This window comes from Azospirillaceae bacterium (genome assembly GCA_028283825.1).
Classification (GTDB): Bacteria; Pseudomonadota; Alphaproteobacteria; order Azospirillales; family Azospirillaceae; genus Nitrospirillum.
Map to the genome: position 1 here is coordinate 804340 of JAPWJW010000001.1, position 21031 is coordinate 825370.

Consider the following 21031-nt stretch of genomic DNA (forward strand, 5'->3'; position numbering starts at 1 on the left):
CATCCCCCGTATAAGGGCGACTGCCCGTTGTCTGCCCCGGCCAGGGGCGCTAGGGTCCGTCAACTTCGCCGCCTCCTGCCGAAAGGGCGTCACGCCCCATGCGCCGTCTTGCCATCCTGATCCCGCTGCTGCTGGCGTCGCCCACGGCATTCGCCCAACAGCCCACCGCCGCCAGCGTGGGCGCCTTGCCCGCCGGCGGCCTGCCCAAGATGGGGGCCGACTACCAGGCGGCCGAGGTGCTGAGTGTCAACGGCGTGCGCCAGGACCTGCGGGTTTTCCATGACCAGGGGCGTGAGCGACGCGAGATGAAGGATGGCGGCCTCAGCACCGTCCTCATCCTGCGGCCGGACCGCGACGCCGCCTTCGTGCTGCAGCCGGACGCCCGCATGGCCGCGCCCCTGTCGCCCCAGGATCCGGAGGCGGCCCCCGACCTGACCCGCCTGGCCCAGTTGGACAGCGAAGCCGTGGGCCGTGACACCCTGGGCGGTGAGGCGGTGGTGAAATATCGCGTCACCGGCACCTATGAACAGGGCGGCGGGTTCGAGGGCCAGGTGTGGTCCACGGCCGACGGCATCTATGTGCGGGTGGAGGGCACGGCCAACGACGGCAGCGGCCCGGTGGCCATCCGCCTGGATCTGAACGACCTGAAGCGCGGCCGGCAGGAGGGTAGCTTGTTCGAGTTGCCCAAGGGCTACAGCATGATGAATTTCGGCCCCATCGACGCACCGGTGCCGGAAGGCTTGCGCGGGGATGCGCCCAAGCCGTAATGCTGTAGCGCGTGGCGGGGGAAAGCCACCGTCATGGACAACAACCGTATCCGGATGCCCGGCCGGCGCCTTTCGTCAAGGTGCGGTGGCCGCCCGGATCGGACGGCTTCGCAGGAGCGTTTGATGCGCGCGCAGACCCTGGTTCTCTCTTCATTGCTGGCGGTGACGCTGGCCCTTCCCTTAGCCGCCGTGCCGGCGCACGCGCAGTTGAATGCCCAGAAGAAGCCCACCATCGGCGGCCAGGTGGACGCCCAGCACCAGTACGTCCTGGACTATGCCAAGCAGCCGGGCGTGGAGGTATCGACCGAGGGCGTCGCATACCGCTTCCTGCGCAAGAAGACTCCGGCGGTCGGCCTGCAACCCACCCCCACCAACCGAGTGCGCGTGCACTATGAGGGCAAGCTGATCAACGGCACCGTCTTCGACAGTTCCTACCAGCGGGATGAGACGGCGGTCATGTCCCTGGAAAAGGTGGTGCCGGGCTGGACCGAGATCATTCCCCTCATGCATGTGGGCGACAAGCTGGAAATGGTCATTCCCGCCGAGATGGGTTACGGCCAGAAAGGCTCCGGCGATGGGATGATCCCCCCCGGCGCCACGCTGATTTTCAAGGTCGAACTGTTCGAGGTGCTGCAGGGCGAGCTTAAGCCGAAGGGCGGCGGCTGACCTTCCTTAGGCCAAAAGGCGGCGTTCTTCTAAAGTCGCTTGCGTTGGGGGGCCCAACCCCCGTCACATCTTTGATGCGTATGCCGTTCGGGGAAGCCCCGCGCGGTGGAACGGGAATGGGCACTCGGGAAACGTTTTGGGATCAGCCGCCGTCGTGAACAGGGGGACGACCGCCGCCGTGTCGGCGCAGGGACAGCGCTGTCCGCTTGGCTTCGCGCGCGTAATGTCACTGGCTTGGCTGCTGTTGCTGGTTTTTGTGGGCTTGCTGCCCACGTCTGCCGCGCGCGCCCAGGAATACGCCTTCCGCTCCTACACCCAGGAAGACGGGCTGGCCAACCTGTCCATCACCGCCTTGGCGCAGGACGCCATGGGTTTCCTGTGGGTGGGGACGGAAAACGGCCTATATCGTTTCGATGGCGGAAAGTTCCAGCGCTTCGGCCCGGCTGAAGGGCTGAAGGAGCCTTATGTCAGCACCGTCTACGTGGCGCCCGCCGGCGTCCTGTGGGTAGGAACCACCGGGGGCCTTTACCGCTGGGATGGCCGCGTCTTCACCCCCGTCCTGCAGGATGACCGCCCGGTGCCGGTGTGGCAGGGGCAAAAACTGGCGGCACTGGACGCCGGCCACCTGCTGGTGGTGGGCCGGGAAGAGCTGCTGGTGGTCGAGCAGCGGCCGGTCGCGGCCGGCACGCCGGCGCAGTGGGATGCGCGGCCCTTCTTTGGCGCGGATCAAAAGGCGGCGGCGCCGTCCTTGGCGCATATCCAAAGCGTCCGGGTCTTCGGCGTGGGGGAGCAAGGCGGCGGTGATCTCTGGCTGGGCTGCGGCCAAGGCCTGTGCACGCTGCGCCAGGGCCGTCTCACCGTCTGGGGGCCGGAGCAAGGGGTGCCTGCCGACCGTTGGGGCAATGTGATGCGCGACGTGGACGGCACCGTCTGGGCGCGCGGCGAGCACCAGTTGCTGGCCCTGGCGCCGGGGGCCGGCCGGTTCACGGCCCAGCTGCCCATCCCCTCCACCCGTACCAACGTCCGCGTCTTCCTGCCGCTGCTGCAGGACATGGACCGCAGCGTCATCACCTTCGCCGATCAGGGGCTGCTGCGTCTGGTCCGGGGGCAGGCGCCCGGGGAGCCGGCCAAATGGGAACAGATCGGCGAGGCCAGCGGCCTGCCGGCGCGTGAGGTCAGTGCCCTGCTGGTGGACCATGATGGTGAGCTGTGGGTGGGGTCTGCCGGGCTGGGCCTGACCCATTGGGTGGGATACCGCAGCTGGTCCAACTGGACCGCGCGCCAGGGCTTGATGCACGAATCGGTCTGGTCCTTCCGGCGCGATGCCGCCGGCCGGTTGATGATCGGCACCGATGGCGGCCTGGCCCGTTTGGAGGGGGGCGACGATGCCCCGGCCCGTATCATCCCGGCCCCGGGCGCGCAGGCGGTGCAGAGCCATCAGGTGGGCGCCCTGGCCGTCGACAAGTCGGGCCGTCTCTGGGGCGGAACCTTCTCCGGCCTGCTGTTCTACCAGGATCCGCCCGCTGCTGATGGGAAAGAGGGGGACAAGACCGGGCCGGTGACCGTGGTGGCGCACCTGCCCCTGATCTTCCAGGTCTTTGCCGACAATACCGGCCGCCTGTGGGTCATGACCCGGAAGAAGGGCCTGTTCGTCATCGATCATCCCGAGGGACCGGATCCCAAAGCGGTGCCGCTGGCGGTCCCGTTGCCCATTCCCGCCGACAGTTCGGTGTCCAGCGCCTGCCAGTCGCCGTCGGGAACGCTGTGGTTCGCCACCGAATCCGGTCTGCTGCGTTACGGCGACGGACGTTGGACGGCGCCCACCATCACCGGCCTGCCCCCCGTCACCCGCTACAATGTCATCGCCTGCGCCCGCGACGGCACCATCTGGCTGGGGGGCGAGACCGTGCGCCTGGCCCATGTGCAGGAAAGCGACGGCAAGGCGGGCGCGGTGATGCAGCCGGTAGGCGACATCACCGAAGACATGGCCGGGGACCGCCAGATCCTGGGCCTGCTGGAGGATCGGCGCGGCTGGGTGTGGATGACCACCGACAGCGGCATCCTGGTGTGGAACGCCGGTGCCCTGCGCCAATACGGCCATGAAAGCGGCCTGGTGTGGAATGACTGCAACCAAAGCGCCCTGATGGAGGATGGGGACGGCACCCTGTGGGTCGGCACCAGCAAGGGCCTGACCCACATCACCCGTCCCGACCTGCTGTTCAACCGGCCGGCCCTGGTCACCCGCGTGACGGGGATTGAGCGCAACGGCGTGGCCCTGCCCACCGACGGCCGGTTCGACCTGCCGTGGGACACCGCCCCCCTGACCTTCCACCTGACCACGCCCAGCTTCCGCAGCCGGGGCGGCCAGATTTACCGTTATCGCCTGAACGGCCTGGAAGGGGACTGGAACGTCACCGCCGGCCAGGAGATCCGCTATTCCGCCCTGCCCTCGGGCCGGTATGAGCTGGAGATCGTGGCCCGCAACACGGCGCTGCAGGCCATGGCGCCCAGCATCCTGCTGCCCTTCACCATCCGGCCGCCGTGGTGGCAGACCAAGCTGTTCTACCTGGCCTGCGCCCTGGCGGTGGTCGCCATCGGCGTGGCCGCCTATCGCTGGCGCACCCACGCCGATGGGGAACGGCGCCGCACCCTGGAAACCCTGGTGGAGGCGCGGACGCGGGAGCTTGAGGCCTCGCGTGAGCAACTGCGCCAGCTGGCGATGTATGACAGCCTGACCCAGCTGTGGAACCGGCGCGCCATCCTGGACCTGGTGGAACTGGAATTGGCCCGCCGCCGGGACGATGGCGCGCTGACCGTGGTGCTGGCCGACGTCGATCATTTCAAGCGCATCAACGACACCCATGGCCACCCCGCCGGTGATGCCGTGCTGGTCGAGGTGGCGCGGCGCCTTTCCGCCGCCGTGCGCAGCTACGACTCCGTCGGCCGCTACGGCGGTGAGGAATTCCTGATCCTGCTGCCCGGCCTGGGACGGGAGAATTGCGTGGAGGTGCTGAACCGCCTGCACGGCACCATTTCTCAGGCCCCCATGCCCCTGGATGGTCCCCTGGATGGCCTGGGGGAGGGCGGGGAAAACCTGACGGTGACGTGCAGCTTCGGCGTCATCTGTGTGGAGCCGCTGCTGATGTCTGGGGCCACCCCGATGCCGCCGCTGGCGGACATCATCAAGCAGGCCGACCAAGCCCTCTATCGCGCCAAGCATTTGGGGCGCAATCGGGTGGAATACGCGAACGGGATGTAACGTCCTTAGGAACGCAGGGGCCGTTTTAGGTGAGCGTTGTTCACCTGAGGGTGAAAAGCCCGCGTTTGCCGGCGTGGGCACGGTGGTCGGACAGTGGGGCATCGTTCCCTTGCGAAAGCCACCCCATGACCGCCCCCCTCCTGTTGCGCGCCGTTGCCGATGGTGTCGCTACCCTGACGCTGAACCGCCCGGAAAAACTGAACGCCCTGAACTACGCGCTGGTCGATGCCCTGCTGGCGGCGCTGGACGTGCTTGAGGGCGATGACGGCGTGCGCGCCGTCATCCTGACTGGTGCCGGCGACCGCGCCTTCTCCGCCGGCGGCGACATCCCGGAATTCGCCGGCAGCGTGCGCCGGGGCGCCGACGTGGCGGTGCGCGACTTCGTGCGCCGGGGCCAGGCCATGACCAGCCGGATCGAAGCCTACACCAAGCCCGTCATCGTGGCGGTGAACGGCCTGGCCTATGGCGGCGGGTGTGAGATCACGGAAGCCGCCCCCCTGTCCATCGCCAGCGACCGTGCCCTGTTCGCCAAGCCGGAGATCAAGCTGGCCATGCCGCCCACCTTCGGCGGGACCCAGCGCCTGCCCCGACTGGCCGGGCGCAAGCGGGCGCTGGACCTGCTGCTGACCGGCGATACGTTCAGTGCCGCCCGTGCCCTGGAACTGGGCCTGGTCAACCAGGTGGTGCCGCATGACCAACTGCTGCCGGCGGCCCATGCCTTGGCCCAGCGCATCATCCGCCACGCGCCCCGCGTGACGGCGGCCATCCTGTCCGCCGTCACGCGGGGCGTGAACCTGGGCATCGCCGAAGGTCTGGCGGTGGAAAGTGCGGCCTTCGCCCGGCTGGTCCCGACCCAGGATCTGGAGGAAGGGCTGGACGCCTGGATCGAACGGCGGCCGGCGGTCTACACCGGCGCCTGATCGGACAATGCCTGTTTGATCCAGGTGCGGAAGGCCGCCACCTCCGGCCGGGCGGCGGCACCGCGCGCCATGATCAGCCAATAGCCGGTGCGGGCGGCCCATGGCGGCCCCAGCACCGGCACCAGGCGCCCGGCCGCGATGTCGGCGGCGGCCACCGGCAGGCGGCCGATCGCCACGCCCAGGCCGCCGGCCGCCGCCTCCAGCGCCATGTGCACGGTGTCGAAGCGGGGACCGGCGGCCAGGTCCGGAATGTCCACGCCCGCTAATGCCGTCCAGGCGGCCCAGTCCTCCGTAACGCTGTCCACATGCAGCCGCGGTTGCCGGGCCAGGTCGGTGGCGGTTCCTATCAACGGTGCCAGCGCGGGGGCGCAGACCGGGACCAGGGCTTCCCGGACCAGGCAGGTCGCCTGGATATCGGCGCCCTCATCCGGCCGCCAATCGTCCTGGCGCATGCGGATGGCGATGTCCACGCCGTCGCGCGGGAAGTCCAGCGGCCGGCGGCTGGTGTCGATGTCGACCGTGATGCCGGGATGCAGGGCGCGGAAGCCGGCCAGGTGTGGCACCAGCCAGCGCAGGCCGAAGGTGGGCGCCACGCTGATCGACAGGCGCCCACCGGGGGGGCGGCCGGGCAGGGCCTCTGTCGCTGCCGCCAGCCGGTCCAGGATGCCGCGCACCTGGGGCAGGTAGGCGGCACCGGCTTCCGTCAGTGCCAGGCTGCGATGCCCGCGTGTGAACAGGGCCACGCCCAGGCTGTCTTCCAGGGTTTGCAGGGCATGGCTGACGGCGCTGGGCGTCAGGTTCAGTTCCTGCGCCGCCTGCTTGAAACTGAGATGCCGGCCCGCTGCCTCGAAGGGACGCAGGGTGTTCAAGGGCGGCAGGCGGTAGGGCATGCGGGACTCATCCTTTTCGGATGAGGATAATTCACCCCGGGGGCGGATGCCATCGCCTCCGGGGTGATTTCGTCAATCGCCTTTCAGGCGTTCCATCTCGGCGCCGCAGGCGTTCAGCTTGTCCTCGATGCGCTCGTACCCGCGATCCAGGTGATAGATGCGGTTGACGGTGGTGTCGCCCTGCGCCGCCAGGCCCGCCAGCACCAACGAGACGGAGGCACGCAGGTCGGTCGCCATCACCGGCGCGCCGGTCAGCTGCTTCACACCACGCACCAGGGCGGAGGAGCCGTGGACCGTGATGTTGGCGCCCATGCGCGTCAGTTCCGGCACGTGCATGAAGCGATTCTCGAAGATCGTCTCGGTGATCATCGAGGCACCCTTGGCCGTGCACATCAGGGCCATCATCTGGGCCTGCAGGTCGGTGGGGAAGCCGGGGAAGGGTTCCGTCATCACGTCCACGCCCAGCACTTCGCCATTGACGCGGCGGACCTTGAAGCCGGTGTCGGTGGGGGTGAAGGACACCTCCGCCCCGGTCAGCACGTTGGCCACGGCCTGGATGTGCTCCAGGTTGCCGCCCACCAGTTCCAGCTCGCCGCCGGTGATGGCGGCCGCCATGACGTAGGTGCCGGTCTCGATACGGTCGGACACGATGCTGTGGCGGGCGCCGTGCAGCACCGGCTTGCCCACGATGTGCAGGCGGTCGCTGCCGATGCCGGTGATCTCCGCCCCCATGGCCACCAGGCAGTGGGCCAGGTCGGTGATCTCCGGCTCACGCGCGGCATTGATCAGGACGGTTTCGCCCTTGGCCAGGCAGGCGGCCATCAGCAAATTCTCGGTGGCGCCCACCGACACCTGCGGGAAAACGAATTCCGCGCCATGCAGCCCGCCGGGGGCGGAGGCGTGGATGTAGCCGGCCTCCAGCTCGATCTTGGCGCCCATCGCCTGCAGGCCCTTGATGTGCAGGTCCACGGGCCGCGTGCCGATGGCGCAGCCGCCGGGCAGCGACACCTTGGCCTGGCCGAAGCGGGCCACCAGCGGGCCCAGCACCAGCACGCTGGCGCGCATCTTGCGCACCAGGTCGTAGGGCGCCTCGGTGGAGGTGATGGTGCCGGCGGTCAGGCGCACGGCGCGCTGGGCGCAGGACGTGGCGCCGCCCTCGTACACCATGTCCACGCCGTGCTGGGCCAGCAGGTTGGACATGGTGGTGATGTCGGCCAGGTGGGGCAGGTTGTCCAGGGTCAGCGTCTCCTCCGTCAGGAGGCAGGCGGCCATCAGCGGCAGGGCCGCGTTCTTGGCGCCGCTGATGCGGATGCTGCCGTTCAGCGGCTTGCCGCCGCGGATGCGTAACTTGTCCATGGGATGCTGGCCGATCGGTTCAAAGATGCCGGTTCTGGTTCCGGCTGAATGGCAAAGGGGTATGGCGGAATTGAGGCGTCGCCGCCGGGAATCGGCCTGCGGTTCGGCGCTTACAGGCGCGGCAGCGTCACGCCGCGCTGGCCCATGTATTTGCCGGCGCGGTCGGCGTAGGACACCTCACACACGCTGTCGCCCTTGAGGAACAGGAACTGGCACAGGCCCTCATTGGCGTAGACCTTGGCCGGCAGCGGCGTGGTGTTGGAAATTTCCAGGGTCACGTGGCCCTCCCACTCCGGCTCCAGCGGGGTGACGTTCACGATCAGGCCGCAGCGGGCGTAGGTGCTCTTGCCCAGGCAGATCACCAGCACGTCGCGCGGCACGCGGAAATATTCCACCGTGCGCGCCAGGGCGAAGCTGTTGGGCGGGATGACGCAGACGTCGGTCTTGCGGTCGACGAAGCTGGCGTCGTCGAAACGCTTGGGATCGACGATGGCGCTGTCCACGTTGGTGAAAATCTTGAACTCGTCCGCCACCCGCGCGTCATAGCCATAGGAGGACAGGCCGTAGGAGATCACGCCCTCGCGCTTCTGCGCCTCCGTGAACGGTTCGATCATGCCCCGGGTCTGCGCCATGTCGCGGATCCAGCTGTCGGGCATGATGGCCATGGGCGGTGCTCCTGATCGAAGAGAGGGTGCTTGGGGGCGATACCCCGTAGCGCAGTATTGGAAGTTCCTTCTTAGCCCCTCCCAACGCGCCGCTCAAGGTGACTCTGTGGGGATGGCTGGAGTGTTTATACCCCAGAAATGGGCGCTCCACTCTAGCGCCACCCACCAGATGTGGTTAAGGCCCTGGCCGGACTGGACTCAAGCTTCCTTGGGGGCGTCCTTCGGCGCGGTATCATCCACGTCCTCACGTTCCCGCGACTGCACCTTGCGCCGGCGCAGGTTGTCGCGCAGGGCGGCGGCCAGGCGTTCCTCGCGTGTCGTCGCGCCGGGCTGGGGCGGCTTTTTTTCGGTCATGGGGCGGTGTTACTCCATAGGGGGCGGGACAAGGCTGGCCTTTGCCCCGTCGTGGTCGGGCGAAAATAAGCGCAGAATGTTTTATCGCCAAGAGGGCGGATTCCCAGGGTTGGCCTGGGATTGCGGCGATCCAAGGCGGGGTGCCGTAATCCCCTTCCGTAAATTCTTTCATTTTTATGCGTTCAAGGGGCTTGCATACCACGAACCCCTGTGGCATTTACCCGGCCCACCGGACGGTCGCTGCCGTAGCTCAGTGGTAGAGCACTCCCTTGGTAAGGGAGAGGTCGAGAGTTCAATCCTCTCTGGCAGCACCATCCGCTTTCTCCTTAAAATATGTGATGCGTTCGACGCCGGTCCTCAGGGACGGGGCGGCGATTGTCGTTTCCGGCCGGGCGCTTCCGCGCGCATTTGGCACGGGGGCATGGACCTTGGCGGCCCTGGTCGGGTTTCACATCCAGGCATTAACCTATCCTGCTTTGCCTGGAGACCGCCCATGACCGACCTCGCCGCCTTGCGCCAGCTACCCGCCGCCGAACGCCAGGACGCCGGCAAGGCCCTGCGACAACAGGCGCCGCGATCCGGCAATGCCGAACTGCCGGCGACGAAGGGGCGGGGCGATCCCATCCAGTTGCTGGTCGACACGTCGGCGCACCGCATCCAATCCCTGCTGCCGGTGCGTTGGGCGCGCATGGTGGCCAGCCCCTTTACCTTCCTGCGCGGGGCGGCCGCCGTCATGGCGCGCGACCTGGCGGCCCTGCCCGTCAGCGGCATCCGCGTGCAGGCCTCGGGCGATTGCCACCTGATGAATTTCGGCGTCTACGCCAGCCCCGAAGGCGCGGCGGTGTTCGACCTCAATGATTTCGATGAGACGCTGTCGGCCCCCTTCGAATGGGATGTGAAGCGCCTGGCGGCTTCGCTGGTGCTGGCGGCGCAGGATGCGGGCCATGCGCCGGGGGCGGCCAGGGACATGGCGCGCGCCGCCGTCACCGCCTACCGCACCCGCATGGCGGAACTGGCGATGCTGGACCCGCTTAAGGCTTGGTCCAGCCGGGTGGACATCAACGCCATGGCCCAGGGCATCACGGACGCCGATGCCCGCAAGCGTGAGATGGACCTGCTGGCCAAGGCGGCGGCCACGCCGTCGGCTGGTGACGACTTTCCCCGCCTGGCCGACCGCGACGGGAAAGAGGCGCGCATCCGCGACGCCCCGCCGCTGATCTATCATTTCGACGAAGACGTGGATCGCCAGGGCCAGGCGGCCTTGCGCGCCCGCGACCTGTTCACCCGCTATCGCGACACCTTGCCCGAGGAACGGCGCTTCCTGCTGGACCGCTATCGTCTGGCCGACGTGGCCTTCAAGGTGGTGGGTGTGGGATCGGTCGGCACCTTCTGTGCCATCGGCCTGTTCATCGACCCCGACGGCCATCCCCTGTTCCTGCAGGTGAAAGAGGCGATGGCGTCGGTCTTCGCGCCCTATGCCGGGCCGTCGCCCTACCAGAACCAGGGCCAGCGCGTGGTGGTGGGGCAGCGCGCCCTGCAGACCTTCAGCGACGGCTTCCTGGGCTGGGCGGCGGATGAGGCCGGGCGCTTCTTCTATATCCGGCAACTGAAGGACCGCCGCCTGGCCTCGGCCAGCACGCTGATGGAAAGCGACCGGCTGGATTTCTACGCCACCCTGTGCGGCGCCACCCTGGCCCGCGCCCACGCCCGCTCCGGCGATGCCGCCCTGATCGCGGGCTATCTGGGCAACTCCGACACCTTTGACGAGGCGGTGGCGACATTCGCCGCCGGTTACGCGGCCCTGAGCGCGCAGGACCACGCCCTGCTGAAACAGGCCATTGCCGACGGCCGGCTGCCGGTGGCGGATCTCCCGGCCAAGGGCAAGAACGGCAAATCCAAGAAGGCCGACAAGGGGGACTAACGCCACCCTTCCGAATCATTGCAGAAATGCTGGTTGGTGCCGTCGCGATTCCGCGCTCATTCCCCTTTTGCGTGCGCCCAGAACCCTGACCGGATGGTCAGAAATTAGGCGGACGGCCGCATCATTTGCCCAGGCGCGCGGCGAAATGTGCGGTTGCGAAGCCCCATCCGGCATATGCAACCGCTCTGTCTCCCCAAGGTCTTGAAACTGCAACATTCCGATGTTAGTGCAAATGCACACGACGGATGGCTGGGCACCCAAGGGAAGCGGGTTTCCGGCGCGGGCAATCGGGGGAATTCATGACATTTTTGGCACGGGGCGGCGCCGCCGCCCGTGAATGCGCACGGCTGCGCGGCGTCCTGCTGGCGGGGGCCGCCCTCAACGTCATGGTGTGCGGCGGGGCGCTGGCGCAGGAGGCGTCATCGGCCGGCGACGTTGAGACCATCATCGTCAGCGGTAGCCGGCCGGTGAACGGCAACGGCATGATCACCTTGCAGGAGGCGCCGAAATCCGCCTCCACCGTCACGCAGAAATTCATCCAGGATCAGCCGGCGGCGGCCAACCCGTTCCAGCTGATCAATCTGGCGCCGGGCGTGAACTCCAACGGCCGTGACGCCACCGGCACCGGCCGCGGCGCCATCTCCGTGCGCGGTTTCCAGTCCAACCAGATCGGCCTGATCCTGGACGGCGTGCCGGTGAACGACAGCGGCACCTTCAACGTCTATCCGCAGGAATACATCGACGCCGAGAACCTGGCCCAGGTCTACATCATGCAGGGGGCCGGCGATGCCGACACGCCCAACGTGGGTGAGACGGGCGGCAACATCGGCATGGTGCTGCAGCGTCCATCCGACGACTTCCATGTCATGGTGCAGCAGGCCCTAGGCGACAATGACTTGCGCCGCGAATTCATCCGTGTGGACACGGGCGACCTGGGTGACCGCACCAAGGCCTTCATCTCCTACTCCAACGCCTCGGTGGATGTGTGGCGCGGTGAGGGCGACACCAAGCGCCAGCACGTCGACGCCTCCGTCGCGCACGACATCGGCGACAGCAGCCGCATCGCGCTCAGTGCCTTCTACAACACCGCCGAGACCTATTCGTACCAGGCGCTGACCAAGGCGCAGATCGCCCAGTACGGCTACAACTTCAACTTCGCCACCGCTTTCGCCCCCACCGACCCGGCGGTGAACGGCACGGCGCAGAACGACAACAACAGCACCAACCTGAACGGCCTGACGCTGCTGCAACGCTCCAACTATTATAAACTGGCCAGCAATCCGTTTGAGAACCTGGTGGTGTCGGTGAAGGGCAACTTCGCCCTGACGGACGACATCCGCCTCGATGTCCAGCCCTACCTCTGGTACGGCTTCGGTGCTGGCGGCACGGCGGGTTATTTCTCCGAGACCAGCGTGGCCCAGCTGGGCGGTGCTCGCGACCTGAACGGCGACGGCGACACCAAGGACACCAAGCTGTTCTACAACCCCTTTGCCCAGCAGCAGATGCGTCCCGGCTTCGTCACGCGCGGCAAGTGGACCTATGGCAACAATGAACTGGTGATGGGTTTCCAGTACGAAATCGGCAAGCTGCGCGAATGGAAACCGCTGCTGCAGGTCGATGCCTATGGCAACCCCGTCAGCCTGTGGCCCGACCTTTATAACGAGACCATCTACCGCGCCGACGGCACCGTGGTGCGTACCCAGGACCAGAAGACCACGACCGAGATCGTGCGGCCCTTCGTGGTCGATACCCTGAACCTGTTCGACGACAAGCTGGCGCTCAGCGTCGGCCTGCAGCATTCGCAGATCAACCGTAGCGGCATCAACTACCTGCCGCTCAGCCTGCGCACGGTGGGCAACGCCGTGGCGCCGACCAACCCGGAACTGGACCAGGGCAAGTTCGTGCCCAGCGCCGGCGCCGTCTATCATATCGACCAGAGCAACCAGGTCTTCCTGTCGGCGACGCAGACCTTCCGCGCCACCGACAACACCGCCCTCTACACGGCGGGCGTGAACCTGAACACCATCCAGCCGGAATCGACGGTGGATGTGGAGGCCGGCTACCGCTATGGCGGGCCGCTGGTCATCGGTTCCTTCACCATCTTCAACACCAACTATTCCAACCGCCAGCAGTCGCTGTTCGACGCCACCGCCAACACCACGGTGTCCAAGAACATCGGTGGCGTCATCATCAAGGGGGCGGAGGCCGAGATCGGGACCCAGCCCATTGATGGCTTCTCCGCCTACCTCTCCGGCTCTTACACCCAAAGCCATCTGAAGAACGATTTGCTGGTGGGGCTCAGTAATGGCACGACGGTGGCCCTGCCCACGGCGGGCAAGCAGCTGACCGACACGCCGGAATGGCTGGTGTCGTCCCTGCTACGGTATGAGCGGGACAATTATTTCGCCCAGATCCAGGGCAAGTACACCGCCCACCGCTTCAGCACCCTGACGAATGATGAGGAGGTGCCGTCCTTCTACACCTTCGACGTTGCGGCCGGGTACACGCTGCCGGAGTCGCTGACCGGCAGGTTCACCACCAAGCTGGTGCTGTCCGTCACCAACCTGTTCGACAAGCATTACCTTGGCGGCATCAATTTCGGGAACGCCGCCCAGGTTTACAACGGCGTTGCCGCCAACCTGCCCACCTATGAATTGGCGCCGCCGCGCTTCACCTCGGTGAAGATGACGGTGACCTACTAAGCGGTTTTCCACAATGAGGGTCGCCGGTGCCCGGACGGGGTGCCGGCGGCCTTCTTGATTCACGCGCCATAGCGCGCGTGCAGCGCCGCCGCCAGTTCGCCCATGCGGGCGCGCAGATCCGGCGGGCCCAGCACCTCCACGGTCAGGCCCAGGCCCAGCAGCTGCTGGGCGGTCCAGTCCACGGTCTCCAGCGGGATGTCGGCCTCATACCAGCCGTCGGCATCGGGTCCACCCACGCTGGCGGCGATGCGTTCGTTGAAGGCGGGCCCCAAATTGCGCAGCTGTTTCAGGCCGGTGGCCGTTGCCCGCACCCGGGCGGTGCCGGTGTACAGCCCCGCCTCGAAACTCTGCAGCGATTCCTGCCAGTGCCGGGGCAGGTCGAAACCGGCGGGCCGGGTGAAACACCGGTCCAGCACCGTGTGCTGCAGGATGTTTGAAATGCGGTAGGTGCGGGGGCCGCCCGAATTGCCCCCACTCTCAGCCTGCGCCACGAGGTACCAGACGCCCCCTTTCAGGACCAGGCCCAGCGGCTCCACCACGCGGTCGACCACGCCGGCCCAACGTTCGTACCGCATGCGGATCACTTGCTCGTTCCATACGGCGCGGGCGATGTCGGGCAGGATGTCGACCTTGCCGGTCGCCTGGAACCAGCCCACCGGATCCAGGTGGATGCGGGCGTTCAGCCGCGCCGCCGTTTGCCGCCCCTGTTCCGGCAGTGCCGCCAGCAGCTTCAGCTGTGCGGCTGCCAGGGTATCGCCCAGGCCCAGTTCCGCCGCCGGGCCGGGCAGGCCCGCCAGGAACAGGCTTTCCGCCTCCTGCGCCGTCATGCCGGTCAGCCGGGTGCGATAGCCGTCCAGAAGCTGGAAACCGCCCGCCCGGCCGCGGTCGCCATAGACAGGCACGCCGGCGGCACTCAAATCGTCGATGTCGCGATAGACGGTGCGCACCGTCACCTCAAGCTCCTCCGCCAGGGCCGGGGCGGTCAGGCGACCCCGGGTCTGAAGCAGCATGAGCAGGGAGAGAAGACGGCTGGCGCGCATGAATTTCAACTTAGCAGATAATACATGACAAAGGATGTCAGGTTTTGTCCGGTAAATTGATTGCACCGGGCGAACAAGCCCGGTTTTCCCTCCTGGAGGACCACCCCATGCGTATTGCCGCCGCTTCCCCCACCCGCCGGTCCGCGCTGCTGGGCGCGGGCCTCCTGACCTTTGCCGCAGGCGCTTCGGCGCGGGCCGAGCACCTGTCCCCGGTTGACCGCCGCCCGGCCGATCCCGATCAGGCCGACCTGCTGACAGGGGGGCCAGGGCCGGGTGATTTCGATTTTCTGGCCGGCCGTTGGTCGGTGCTCAGCCGTCGGCGCGTGACGCGCTGGGCGGATGACGACCGCTGGGACCAGGTGCAGGCCACCGCCCATGGCCAAGTCATGCTGCGTGGCTCGGCTTGCGTGGATGAATTGGAACTGCCCGTCCAGGCGGGGGACCCTCCGGGGACGGCCGTCACCTTTCGGCTCTACGATCCGGTGGCCTGCCAATGGGCGCTGCATCGGGTGGACGGTCGCGCCGGCGCGTTGCTGCCGCCGCTGACCGGCCGTTTCATCGGGGGCCTGTTCGCCGGCCGGCGGGGGGAATTCCACGGCCAGGACCATGATCCGCTGCTGGGTCGGGAGGTGGCGGTGCGCGCCGTCTGGTCACGCATCTCCGCCACCGCCGCCCAATGGGAACAGGCCTGGTCGGCTGACCAGGGCCGTACCTGGGAAACCAACTGGACCCTGGCGTTCACGCGCGCCTGATGCCGCTGGAAATCGTCGGTGCTTTGCCGCTTGACCTAAATCTTTGTTGAGGTTTTAGCCTGCGCGCAATTCGGCACCGACACCGGCTCTGAAGTGCCGAATAGGGAAGGAAAACCACCATGAGACTGCAAGCCACCCTGATGATGGCCGTGACAATGCTGGTGTCCGCCGGCGTGGCGGACCGCGCGCTCGCCTGGCCGCCGGACCTGCTGCCCGTGGGGGCCTTGCCGTTGAAAGCCGCGCCCAGGGCTGCGGTGCCTCTGGCCGCCAATCCCCTGACGCCGTGTTGCGCCGGTGCGGGACTGCGGGATGCCGTTCCCGAGGTGGGCGGCGGCGGGGTCGCGGCGAACCCGGTGGCGTCCTGGCAAGGCTGTTTGCTGAAGGGGGCGCCGCGAATCCGCCGTTCGGCGTCCATCGGTTTCTGACCAAGGTCTATTGCCGGCGGCCTTTTAGGGGCCTTGGCCTCCGGCCCGTCCGCTTGGGACAGTGGCGGTGACCGGCGACACCTGTCGCCTTTGCACGGGAGGCCCCAAGATGGAACAATCCGCACGCCCAATGTCACCGCCCGCCGTATCGAAGCCCCGCCGGCGTTGGCTGAAGCCCCTGTTGGTCGGCGTGGGCATCGTGGGGGCCGGGCTGCTGCTCAGCGCTTGCGCCACCCAGCCACCGCCCATGGCCGGGCGGGAACTGCCGGGTTTCCTCTACGGCTTGCTGCATGGCCTGATCGCGCCGTTCAGCTTCGTCTACAGCCTGGTTTCCGATACCCGCGTCTATGCCTATCCCAACCCCGGCCGCTGGTATGACTTCGGCTTTCTGCTGGGCGTCAGCGCATGGGGCAGCGGCGGCACCCACGTCGTCCGCCGCTAAGCGCCGTTCAGGCCTTGCCCCAGGGCACTGGGCAAGGGGCGGATGGGAACGCTGCGGGGCGTTCCCGCCGGCACCGGCCTGTTGGGCATGGCCTGAAGGCCTGATGCCGCTTCGATGGGGCTGAACGGTGGCACCAGCGCCAGTCCGCGCTCCAATGTCCATAGTGCCGCTTCGCGGCTATCCCCGGCCTCTTCGCTCAGGCCCGCCCGGGCCAGCACGTCCGCCTGTTTCAGCAGACTGGCCGCCGCCTCCACGCGCACCCGCAGGGTGGCCGCCGGCCGTAGGTCGGCTTCGCCCGTTCGGCCGTAGGCGTCCAGTGCGGCCTCAAGCCGGCCGATGCCCTCCAGGGTCTGTTCCAGCGCCGGTGCTGCGGTTTCCACCAACTCATCCAACGCTGCCTGTCCCTGGCCCTGGGCCAGACGGCCGCAGGCCAACCGCACGCTCAACGCTGCATGCGCGGCCGACCGCGCCAGTGCCGGTACCTGCGCGGCCGGCGCCGGCAAAGCGGTGGCGGCCAGCGGAACGGTCAGGGATATCGGGGAATTGGGGATGGAGGACGACGGCATGGATGGGGCTCCGGCTGGAATGAAAAGGGCCCGGGGCGGTGGCCGCCATGACGGCGCCGGTCCGCCCCGGGCGATGGCGACCGCCCCGGGGGAGGGGGCAGGCCGGGCGGTCGCCGGGCGCGGCTGAGGTGGATGGGAACACGTCAGCCGGCAATCGCGACCTTATATGGAGATAAATCTCCCTTCAAGGGAAAATGGAGAAAAATCATCCAGTGGGGATTTTTATTCCGGCCCATCCCTTCATGGGCATGGCTTGACCGTTCTCATCCGAAATGAGAACGTAAAGAGAACATATGGCCGCGATGCCGGGTGCGAAGGTGCATCCGGCATCGCACGCTAACCGGGTTCTTATTGTCGCGATTTATCTAAGACAGTTGATTTTTCGACCTTTCCGGACGGCGCGGCGCTGGGTGCGAACCTGGCGCCGCCGCCGGTCCATGGAACGGCTTGGCGGATAGAGGAGAGGAATGTCGGGTCGCGTGTCACAGCGGCGGTCGCCCCTGACCGGGGGGACCGATCCCGGGGCCACCCCGGCCGGTTCGGGCGCGCCTGCGTTCCCGCAGTGTCTGCTGCGGGTGGCGGTGGGCGGCGTGCCGGTCATGGCCGCTGTGACCGATATTTGGCCTTGGCCGCTCTTGTCCCTGTCCCGCTATCGGCAGGTCGATATGGTGCCTGTGCTGCATCGTGTGGGGACGGACGTAGCCATCGCCGCGGATGCGTGGATCGCCCTGGATGGAAATGCCGAAGGGAACGGAACCGCGGCGGCCGACCGGGGTATCCGCGTACGGCTGTACCTGGTCGATGTTCTGCCGGTGCACGTAGGCGGGGCCGATTTGGCACAGGGAAACAACGGCGTGGGAATGCTGATCAGCCGGCATCTTGTTGCCCGGCTGGGCGGATTATCATGCTGAGGCCAAGGCGCGGGGCGGCCTTTCCGGTGACCCGGTCGGGATCAGCGCTGGCTGATCTCCCGCTCGATCTTCAGCTTTTCCAGGTCCAGCTGGAACAGGCGGATCAATTGGGCCGCCAGGTCCAGTTCGCCGCGGTAGTAGGCCGCGCGCACCTTGTCCAGCACGGCATCCAGGACTGCATGTTCCGGCAGCCGTGGCGGTTCGGTATCGGTCGGCGGGGCAGCGTAAGGCGGGGTTGGGGGGGCTGCCAGGCCTGTGGGCGCCGCCGCCGAGTCGTCGGACAGCCGGCTTTCGCCGATCAGGTCCTCGATTCGGCATCCCAGGCCCCGGGCGATCTTATAGATGGTGTCCGCCCGCGGGGACGCGGACTTGCCGTACATGATGCCCTTGATGGTGCCTTCGTTCAGGCCCGCCCGCCGCTCAAACTCCGCATACCCCAGGTTCAGCGCCACCAGACGCAAGCCCAGCCGTTCAGCCAGCGGGCTGGGCGGGGTTTCAATGGGGGTGGCTTTGGCTGCGGTATTCATGTGGGGAAATTTACCCTGACCTGAACGGCACGTCTTGGGGGAATTATGCCCTGGCTATCGGGAGAAAAATACCCTATCCTTGGCGGTATGACCAGTGGTTCCGTACAGGGCCACGTCAGAACGCGACCCTGAAAAGAGGAAGGAAGCCATGCCCCCCAGGTCCCGGGGTGACGCCCCCGTTTTGCCCGCCGCCCGGGCGCCCGGATCGTCCGCCGCCGCCGTGCCGGTCACGACCAGCCTGCAGGCCAGGGTGGGCCGCACCGCCTCCACCCCGGATGAGCTGCGGTCCATGGCCATGGCCGCCTGGCACAAGCGCGGCGTGGCCATGATCCGGTTGGACGACCTGCCCAATGAATTCGATCGGCTGGCGGTGGAGGCCATCGCCACCACGCTTTACGGAAAAAGGATGCTTTCGGAATGACGACGCCCGCTTCTTTCCCCGCGGCCATCGAAACCGGCCCCAAGGCACCGTCCCGCCGCCGGGCCGGGCGGCCGCGCAAGGCCGGTGCCCGCCACGCTTGCGGCCAACTGGTCCAGACAGGGGATTCCGCCATCCTGCCCCAGGCGCTGGAACGCCGGGCTGATCTGCTGGGCGCGCCCAGTTCGTTGACGATGGCACAACTGCTGGACCAGCGGGCGGGGCAACCCCTGGGGCAGCTGCTGCTGCGCGGCCGGCTGACCCGGCGCCAGCACGATGCCGGACAGGCCGTCGGTGGCCTGTGGCGCGCCTGGCTATCATTGGCGGAGGCGCCCAAGCCCCACGCGTATGTGCCGGAATCTGGCAGCGGTGTCGTGCGTCTGGATGTGGACCCCGACCGTTGGGCGCGTACCGATGAACGGCTGGCCCATGCCCGCGTCCTGATCCGGGCCAGCGGTCCCCATGGTGTGCTGGCCCTGGCCCTGGTGGAAACGTTGTGCGCTGACGAGATCATGCCCCGGCGCTTTGATGCGGCCTGGGCGGGGGAGTGGCCGCAGGGTTGGGCGGCACTGACCGCAGCGCTGGACGCTCTGGCGGACCACTACCGCCTGCCCCACGACTGACCGCCGCCTTTTCGAGATACCGCCAGAGGTGCCCCATGACCGCGTCACCTGTTCCTGAAAACTTTCCCGCCGGTAGTCCTGTCCTTGATACTTTTGCCTGCGCTGCCGCTTGGCGGGATCGCCAACGCCGCGGCCTGAGTCTGCAGCCGGCCATCACGGCGGAAGGTTTGATCCTGGGCGCCGGTACCCTGTTGGCCAAGCACACGGCGGCGGCTTGGGCGCCATCGGCACTGGAGGCTGACGCTGAATGTCTGTTGGCCCTCCTGGCCATTGCCTATCGCCGGCCTTTCGAGGGTGTGGAGGCCAGTCGTGTTCTGGTCAAGGTTCACGCCGCCGGCCGCGCCTTGGCGGCGGGCGAGCCGGTTCGGGCCGCCATTCACCTTGCCCACGCCGGCTTGGGGCCCCTGCCGGACGCGAATGCCGCCCTTTGCCTGTTCCTGGCGGAAACGCTGCTGGATGAAGGTATGGCGCCAGATGCGCTCATGAAACTCGCGACGTCTAAAGACGAAACGATATTTGTGAAGTCCAATCCGAATCACCGGCCTGCTGGCCCTGGGGGTGGGCAATTCTACTCGCCTACGGATGGCGGCGGCCAAGCTGATCAGTCCGAGAAGAAGCGTGATAGTAATATGTCAGCCGAGGATCCGGTCACGCAAAAGAAGCGGCAATTCGTCCAGCGCAACATAGCGATTGCCCGTGAGGTCGCCGGCAAGCTCAACGTGCCCGTGGAAAACATTCTGGGGGTGGCCGCCATAGAATCAGGCTGGGGCGGGAAAAATGAAGACGCCAGATTTACCAGAGAGGGGAATAATTACTTTGTCCAGCATGCTCATTCAAAATACGAAAATGGAACGATGTTCAACCATGCTGGAAATGTTGAGATGTCCACGTTCGCTACGCCGGAGGACTCCTTCCGTTCATTTGCGGAAAGCGAGAAAAATCTAATCGGTGGCGTTAGGGATCCGGAAAAATTCGCGCAAAGGCTGCAGAATTCCAAGAGGTTTGGTATCTATGAGAATGGCGAGCCGGTACCCAACTACGTTGGTGACGTGGCTGGCACCGCGAAGAAATTGCGAGCATTTATTACTGAGAAAATGGGAGGTTAAGGTTATGAAAAAATTATGGATTCATGCGATATATGGCGTGATGTTTGGTTGTTTTGTTGCCCGTGGCGCAGAAGTTTCTAGTGAGCATATGGATTATCATGGATTGGCCATAAAACTGTCGGAGGATCAGGCCATCAGTTTGGGAAATATAGCGCTAGGCCTTGTTGATGACAGAGGTTTCCTGGATGGCGGTTTTGGTAATGATCCTCCTTTTTATGGATTCTTTGCTTATCGCGCGCACGGGAATGGGCATTTTGCCGAAGTCGCTGTAAATCCCTGGACTGGAGACGTGTGGGATTCGTGGCACTGTAAGAAAATGGACAAGCCAGAATTGAGGGCAGCTCAGAAAGTTCTTAAGAAAATTAATTTCCCTCAGGTCGATGAGGATTTATATAAATATTTGGCCAACATGCGGCCAGAATGTTTCATGGACGATTAGGAAGCTACTTATCGATCTACGCAGGACCGGCGTCATAGGGCAGGCCGGTCGCGCGACATAGAGGCAGCAGCTGCGGTGCCAGGTAAAATACGGCACACGTAAAATGTGCTTGACGTTCCTTTCAGGCTCCGTTATATATCGAAATATGAAATGCCGATTTGCGCCCGGAAGGCTGAACGCCTTGCCGGGCGCTTCGTTTTTGGGGCCTTAGGCGATGGATGTCGCTGGCCCCCGACGGATATCCCCACTTCATATAACAGCCTTCCGAGAGGTGCGCCGCCG

The 21031-nt window shown here is 66.4% G+C and carries 21 protein-coding genes and 1 tRNA gene; 15 read left to right on the forward strand and 7 right to left on the reverse strand.

The annotated features are described in order from the left end of the window. Positions 1–98 precede the first annotated feature (98 nt). From PW843_03145 to PW843_03160, 4 genes are all read left to right on the forward strand, one after another. On the forward strand, positions 99–767 hold the full coding sequence (locus PW843_03145; protein ID MDE1145603.1) for a hypothetical protein: 669 nt from the start codon (positions 99–101) through the stop codon (positions 765–767). 123 nt (positions 768–890) lie between these two features. After that, a complete protein-coding gene (locus PW843_03150) occupies positions 891–1433 on the forward strand; it encodes an FKBP-type peptidyl-prolyl cis-trans isomerase (protein ID MDE1145604.1) in 543 nt (180 codons plus the stop codon). A 223-nt stretch (positions 1434–1656) separates the two neighbouring features. Next, entirely contained in the window at positions 1657–4692 is a 3036-nt protein-coding gene (locus PW843_03155; protein MDE1145605.1) for a diguanylate cyclase, read from the forward strand. Positions 4693–4817: 125 nt separating this feature from the next. Further along, positions 4818–5612 (forward strand): crotonase/enoyl-CoA hydratase family protein, encoded by a 795-nt coding sequence (locus PW843_03160; GenBank protein MDE1145606.1) that lies wholly within the window; start codon positions 4818–4820, stop codon positions 5610–5612. Here the strand turns inward: PW843_03160 and gcvA are convergent. The 4 genes from gcvA to PW843_03180 all read right to left on the reverse strand — a co-directional run bounded on the left by gcvA (position 5597) and on the right by PW843_03180 (position 8877). Further along, positions 5597–6502: a transcriptional regulator GcvA gene (gcvA, locus tag PW843_03165; GenBank protein MDE1145607.1), complete on the reverse strand. Its 906-nt coding sequence runs from the start codon at positions 6500–6502 to the stop codon at positions 5597–5599. The two genes, PW843_03160 and gcvA, sit on opposite strands and share 16 nt — an antisense overlap. A 72-nt stretch (positions 6503–6574) precedes the next feature. Then, positions 6575–7858 carry a UDP-N-acetylglucosamine 1-carboxyvinyltransferase gene (murA, locus tag PW843_03170; GenBank protein MDE1145608.1) on the reverse strand — a complete coding sequence of 428 codons (1284 nt, stop codon included), beginning with the start codon at positions 7856–7858 and terminating at the stop codon, positions 6575–6577. A 110-nt stretch (positions 7859–7968) separates the two neighbouring features. Next, a complete protein-coding gene (gene dcd / locus PW843_03175; GenBank protein MDE1145609.1) occupies positions 7969–8523 on the reverse strand; it encodes a dCTP deaminase in 555 nt (184 codons plus the stop codon). A gap of 198 nt (positions 8524–8721) precedes the next feature. Continuing rightward, a complete protein-coding gene (locus PW843_03180; protein MDE1145610.1) occupies positions 8722–8877 on the reverse strand; it encodes a hypothetical protein in 156 nt (51 codons plus the stop codon). A gap of 239 nt (positions 8878–9116) precedes the next feature. Here PW843_03180 and PW843_03185 point away from each other — a divergent pair. From PW843_03185 to PW843_03195, 3 genes are all read left to right on the forward strand, one after another. Continuing rightward, positions 9117–9191 (forward strand) — tRNA-Thr (locus PW843_03185). 179 nt (positions 9192–9370) lie between these two features. Further along, positions 9371–10798: a DUF2252 domain-containing protein gene (locus PW843_03190; protein ID MDE1145611.1), complete on the forward strand. Its 1428-nt coding sequence runs from the start codon at positions 9371–9373 to the stop codon at positions 10796–10798. 299 nt (positions 10799–11097) lie between these two features. Then, positions 11098–13500 carry a TonB-dependent receptor gene (locus PW843_03195; protein MDE1145612.1) on the forward strand — a complete coding sequence of 801 codons (2403 nt, stop codon included), beginning with the start codon at positions 11098–11100 and terminating at the stop codon, positions 13498–13500. A gap of 59 nt (positions 13501–13559) precedes the next feature. On the opposite strand, the gene PW843_03200 is transcribed toward PW843_03195, so the two are convergent. Further along, a complete protein-coding gene (locus PW843_03200) occupies positions 13560–14540 on the reverse strand; it encodes a WYL domain-containing protein (GenBank protein MDE1145613.1) in 981 nt (326 codons plus the stop codon). A 107-nt stretch (positions 14541–14647) separates the two neighbouring features. Here PW843_03200 and PW843_03205 point away from each other — a divergent pair, with 107 nt between their 5' ends. From PW843_03205 to PW843_03215, 3 genes are all read left to right on the forward strand, one after another. Then, positions 14648–15292 (forward strand): hypothetical protein, encoded by a 645-nt coding sequence (locus PW843_03205; protein ID MDE1145614.1) that lies wholly within the window; start codon positions 14648–14650, stop codon positions 15290–15292. A 119-nt stretch (positions 15293–15411) separates the two neighbouring features. Continuing rightward, complete coding sequence (locus PW843_03210) at positions 15412–15717, forward strand: hypothetical protein (protein MDE1145615.1); 306 nt, start codon at positions 15412–15414, stop codon at positions 15715–15717. Between the two features lie 130 nt (positions 15718–15847). Then, on the forward strand, positions 15848–16159 hold the full coding sequence (locus PW843_03215) for a hypothetical protein (protein MDE1145616.1): 312 nt from the start codon (positions 15848–15850) through the stop codon (positions 16157–16159). On the opposite strand, the gene PW843_03220 is transcribed toward PW843_03215, so the two are convergent. Then, the gene (locus tag PW843_03220) at positions 16156–16725 is read right to left on the reverse strand and encodes a hypothetical protein (GenBank protein MDE1145617.1); all 570 of its coding nucleotides are present in this window, start codon (positions 16723–16725) and stop codon (positions 16156–16158) included. The genes PW843_03215 and PW843_03220 overlap by 4 nt on opposite strands. 467 nt (positions 16726–17192) lie before the next feature. On the opposite strand from PW843_03220, the gene PW843_03225 reads away from it, so the two are divergent. Then, a complete protein-coding gene (locus PW843_03225; GenBank protein ID MDE1145618.1) occupies positions 17193–17636 on the forward strand; it encodes a hypothetical protein in 444 nt (147 codons plus the stop codon). Positions 17637–17677: 41 nt separating this feature from the next. On the opposite strand, the gene PW843_03230 is transcribed toward PW843_03225, so the two are convergent. Next, positions 17678–18163, reverse strand: a complete 486-nt coding sequence (locus tag PW843_03230) for a helix-turn-helix transcriptional regulator (protein ID MDE1145619.1) — start codon at positions 18161–18163, stop codon at positions 17678–17680. Positions 18164–18311: 148 nt separating this feature from the next. Between PW843_03230 and PW843_03235 the strand changes: the two genes are divergently transcribed. Genes PW843_03235 through PW843_03250 form a run of 4 tightly spaced genes read left to right on the forward strand, consistent with a single transcriptional unit; the run spans position 18312 to position 20749 of the window. Then, entirely contained in the window at positions 18312–18584 is a 273-nt protein-coding gene (locus tag PW843_03235; GenBank protein ID MDE1145620.1) for a hypothetical protein, read from the forward strand. Continuing rightward, entirely contained in the window at positions 18581–19204 is a 624-nt protein-coding gene (locus tag PW843_03240) for a hypothetical protein (GenBank protein MDE1145621.1), read from the forward strand. The genes PW843_03235 and PW843_03240 overlap by 4 nt, the downstream gene beginning before the upstream one ends. Positions 19205–19239: 35 nt before the next feature. Further along, positions 19240–20310 (forward strand): glucosaminidase domain-containing protein, encoded by a 1071-nt coding sequence (locus PW843_03245; GenBank protein ID MDE1145622.1) that lies wholly within the window; start codon positions 19240–19242, stop codon positions 20308–20310. Between the two features lie 4 nt (positions 20311–20314). Then, complete coding sequence (locus PW843_03250; GenBank protein ID MDE1145623.1) at positions 20315–20749, forward strand: hypothetical protein; 435 nt, start codon at positions 20315–20317, stop codon at positions 20747–20749. The last annotated feature ends 282 nt before the right edge of the window (positions 20750–21031 follow it).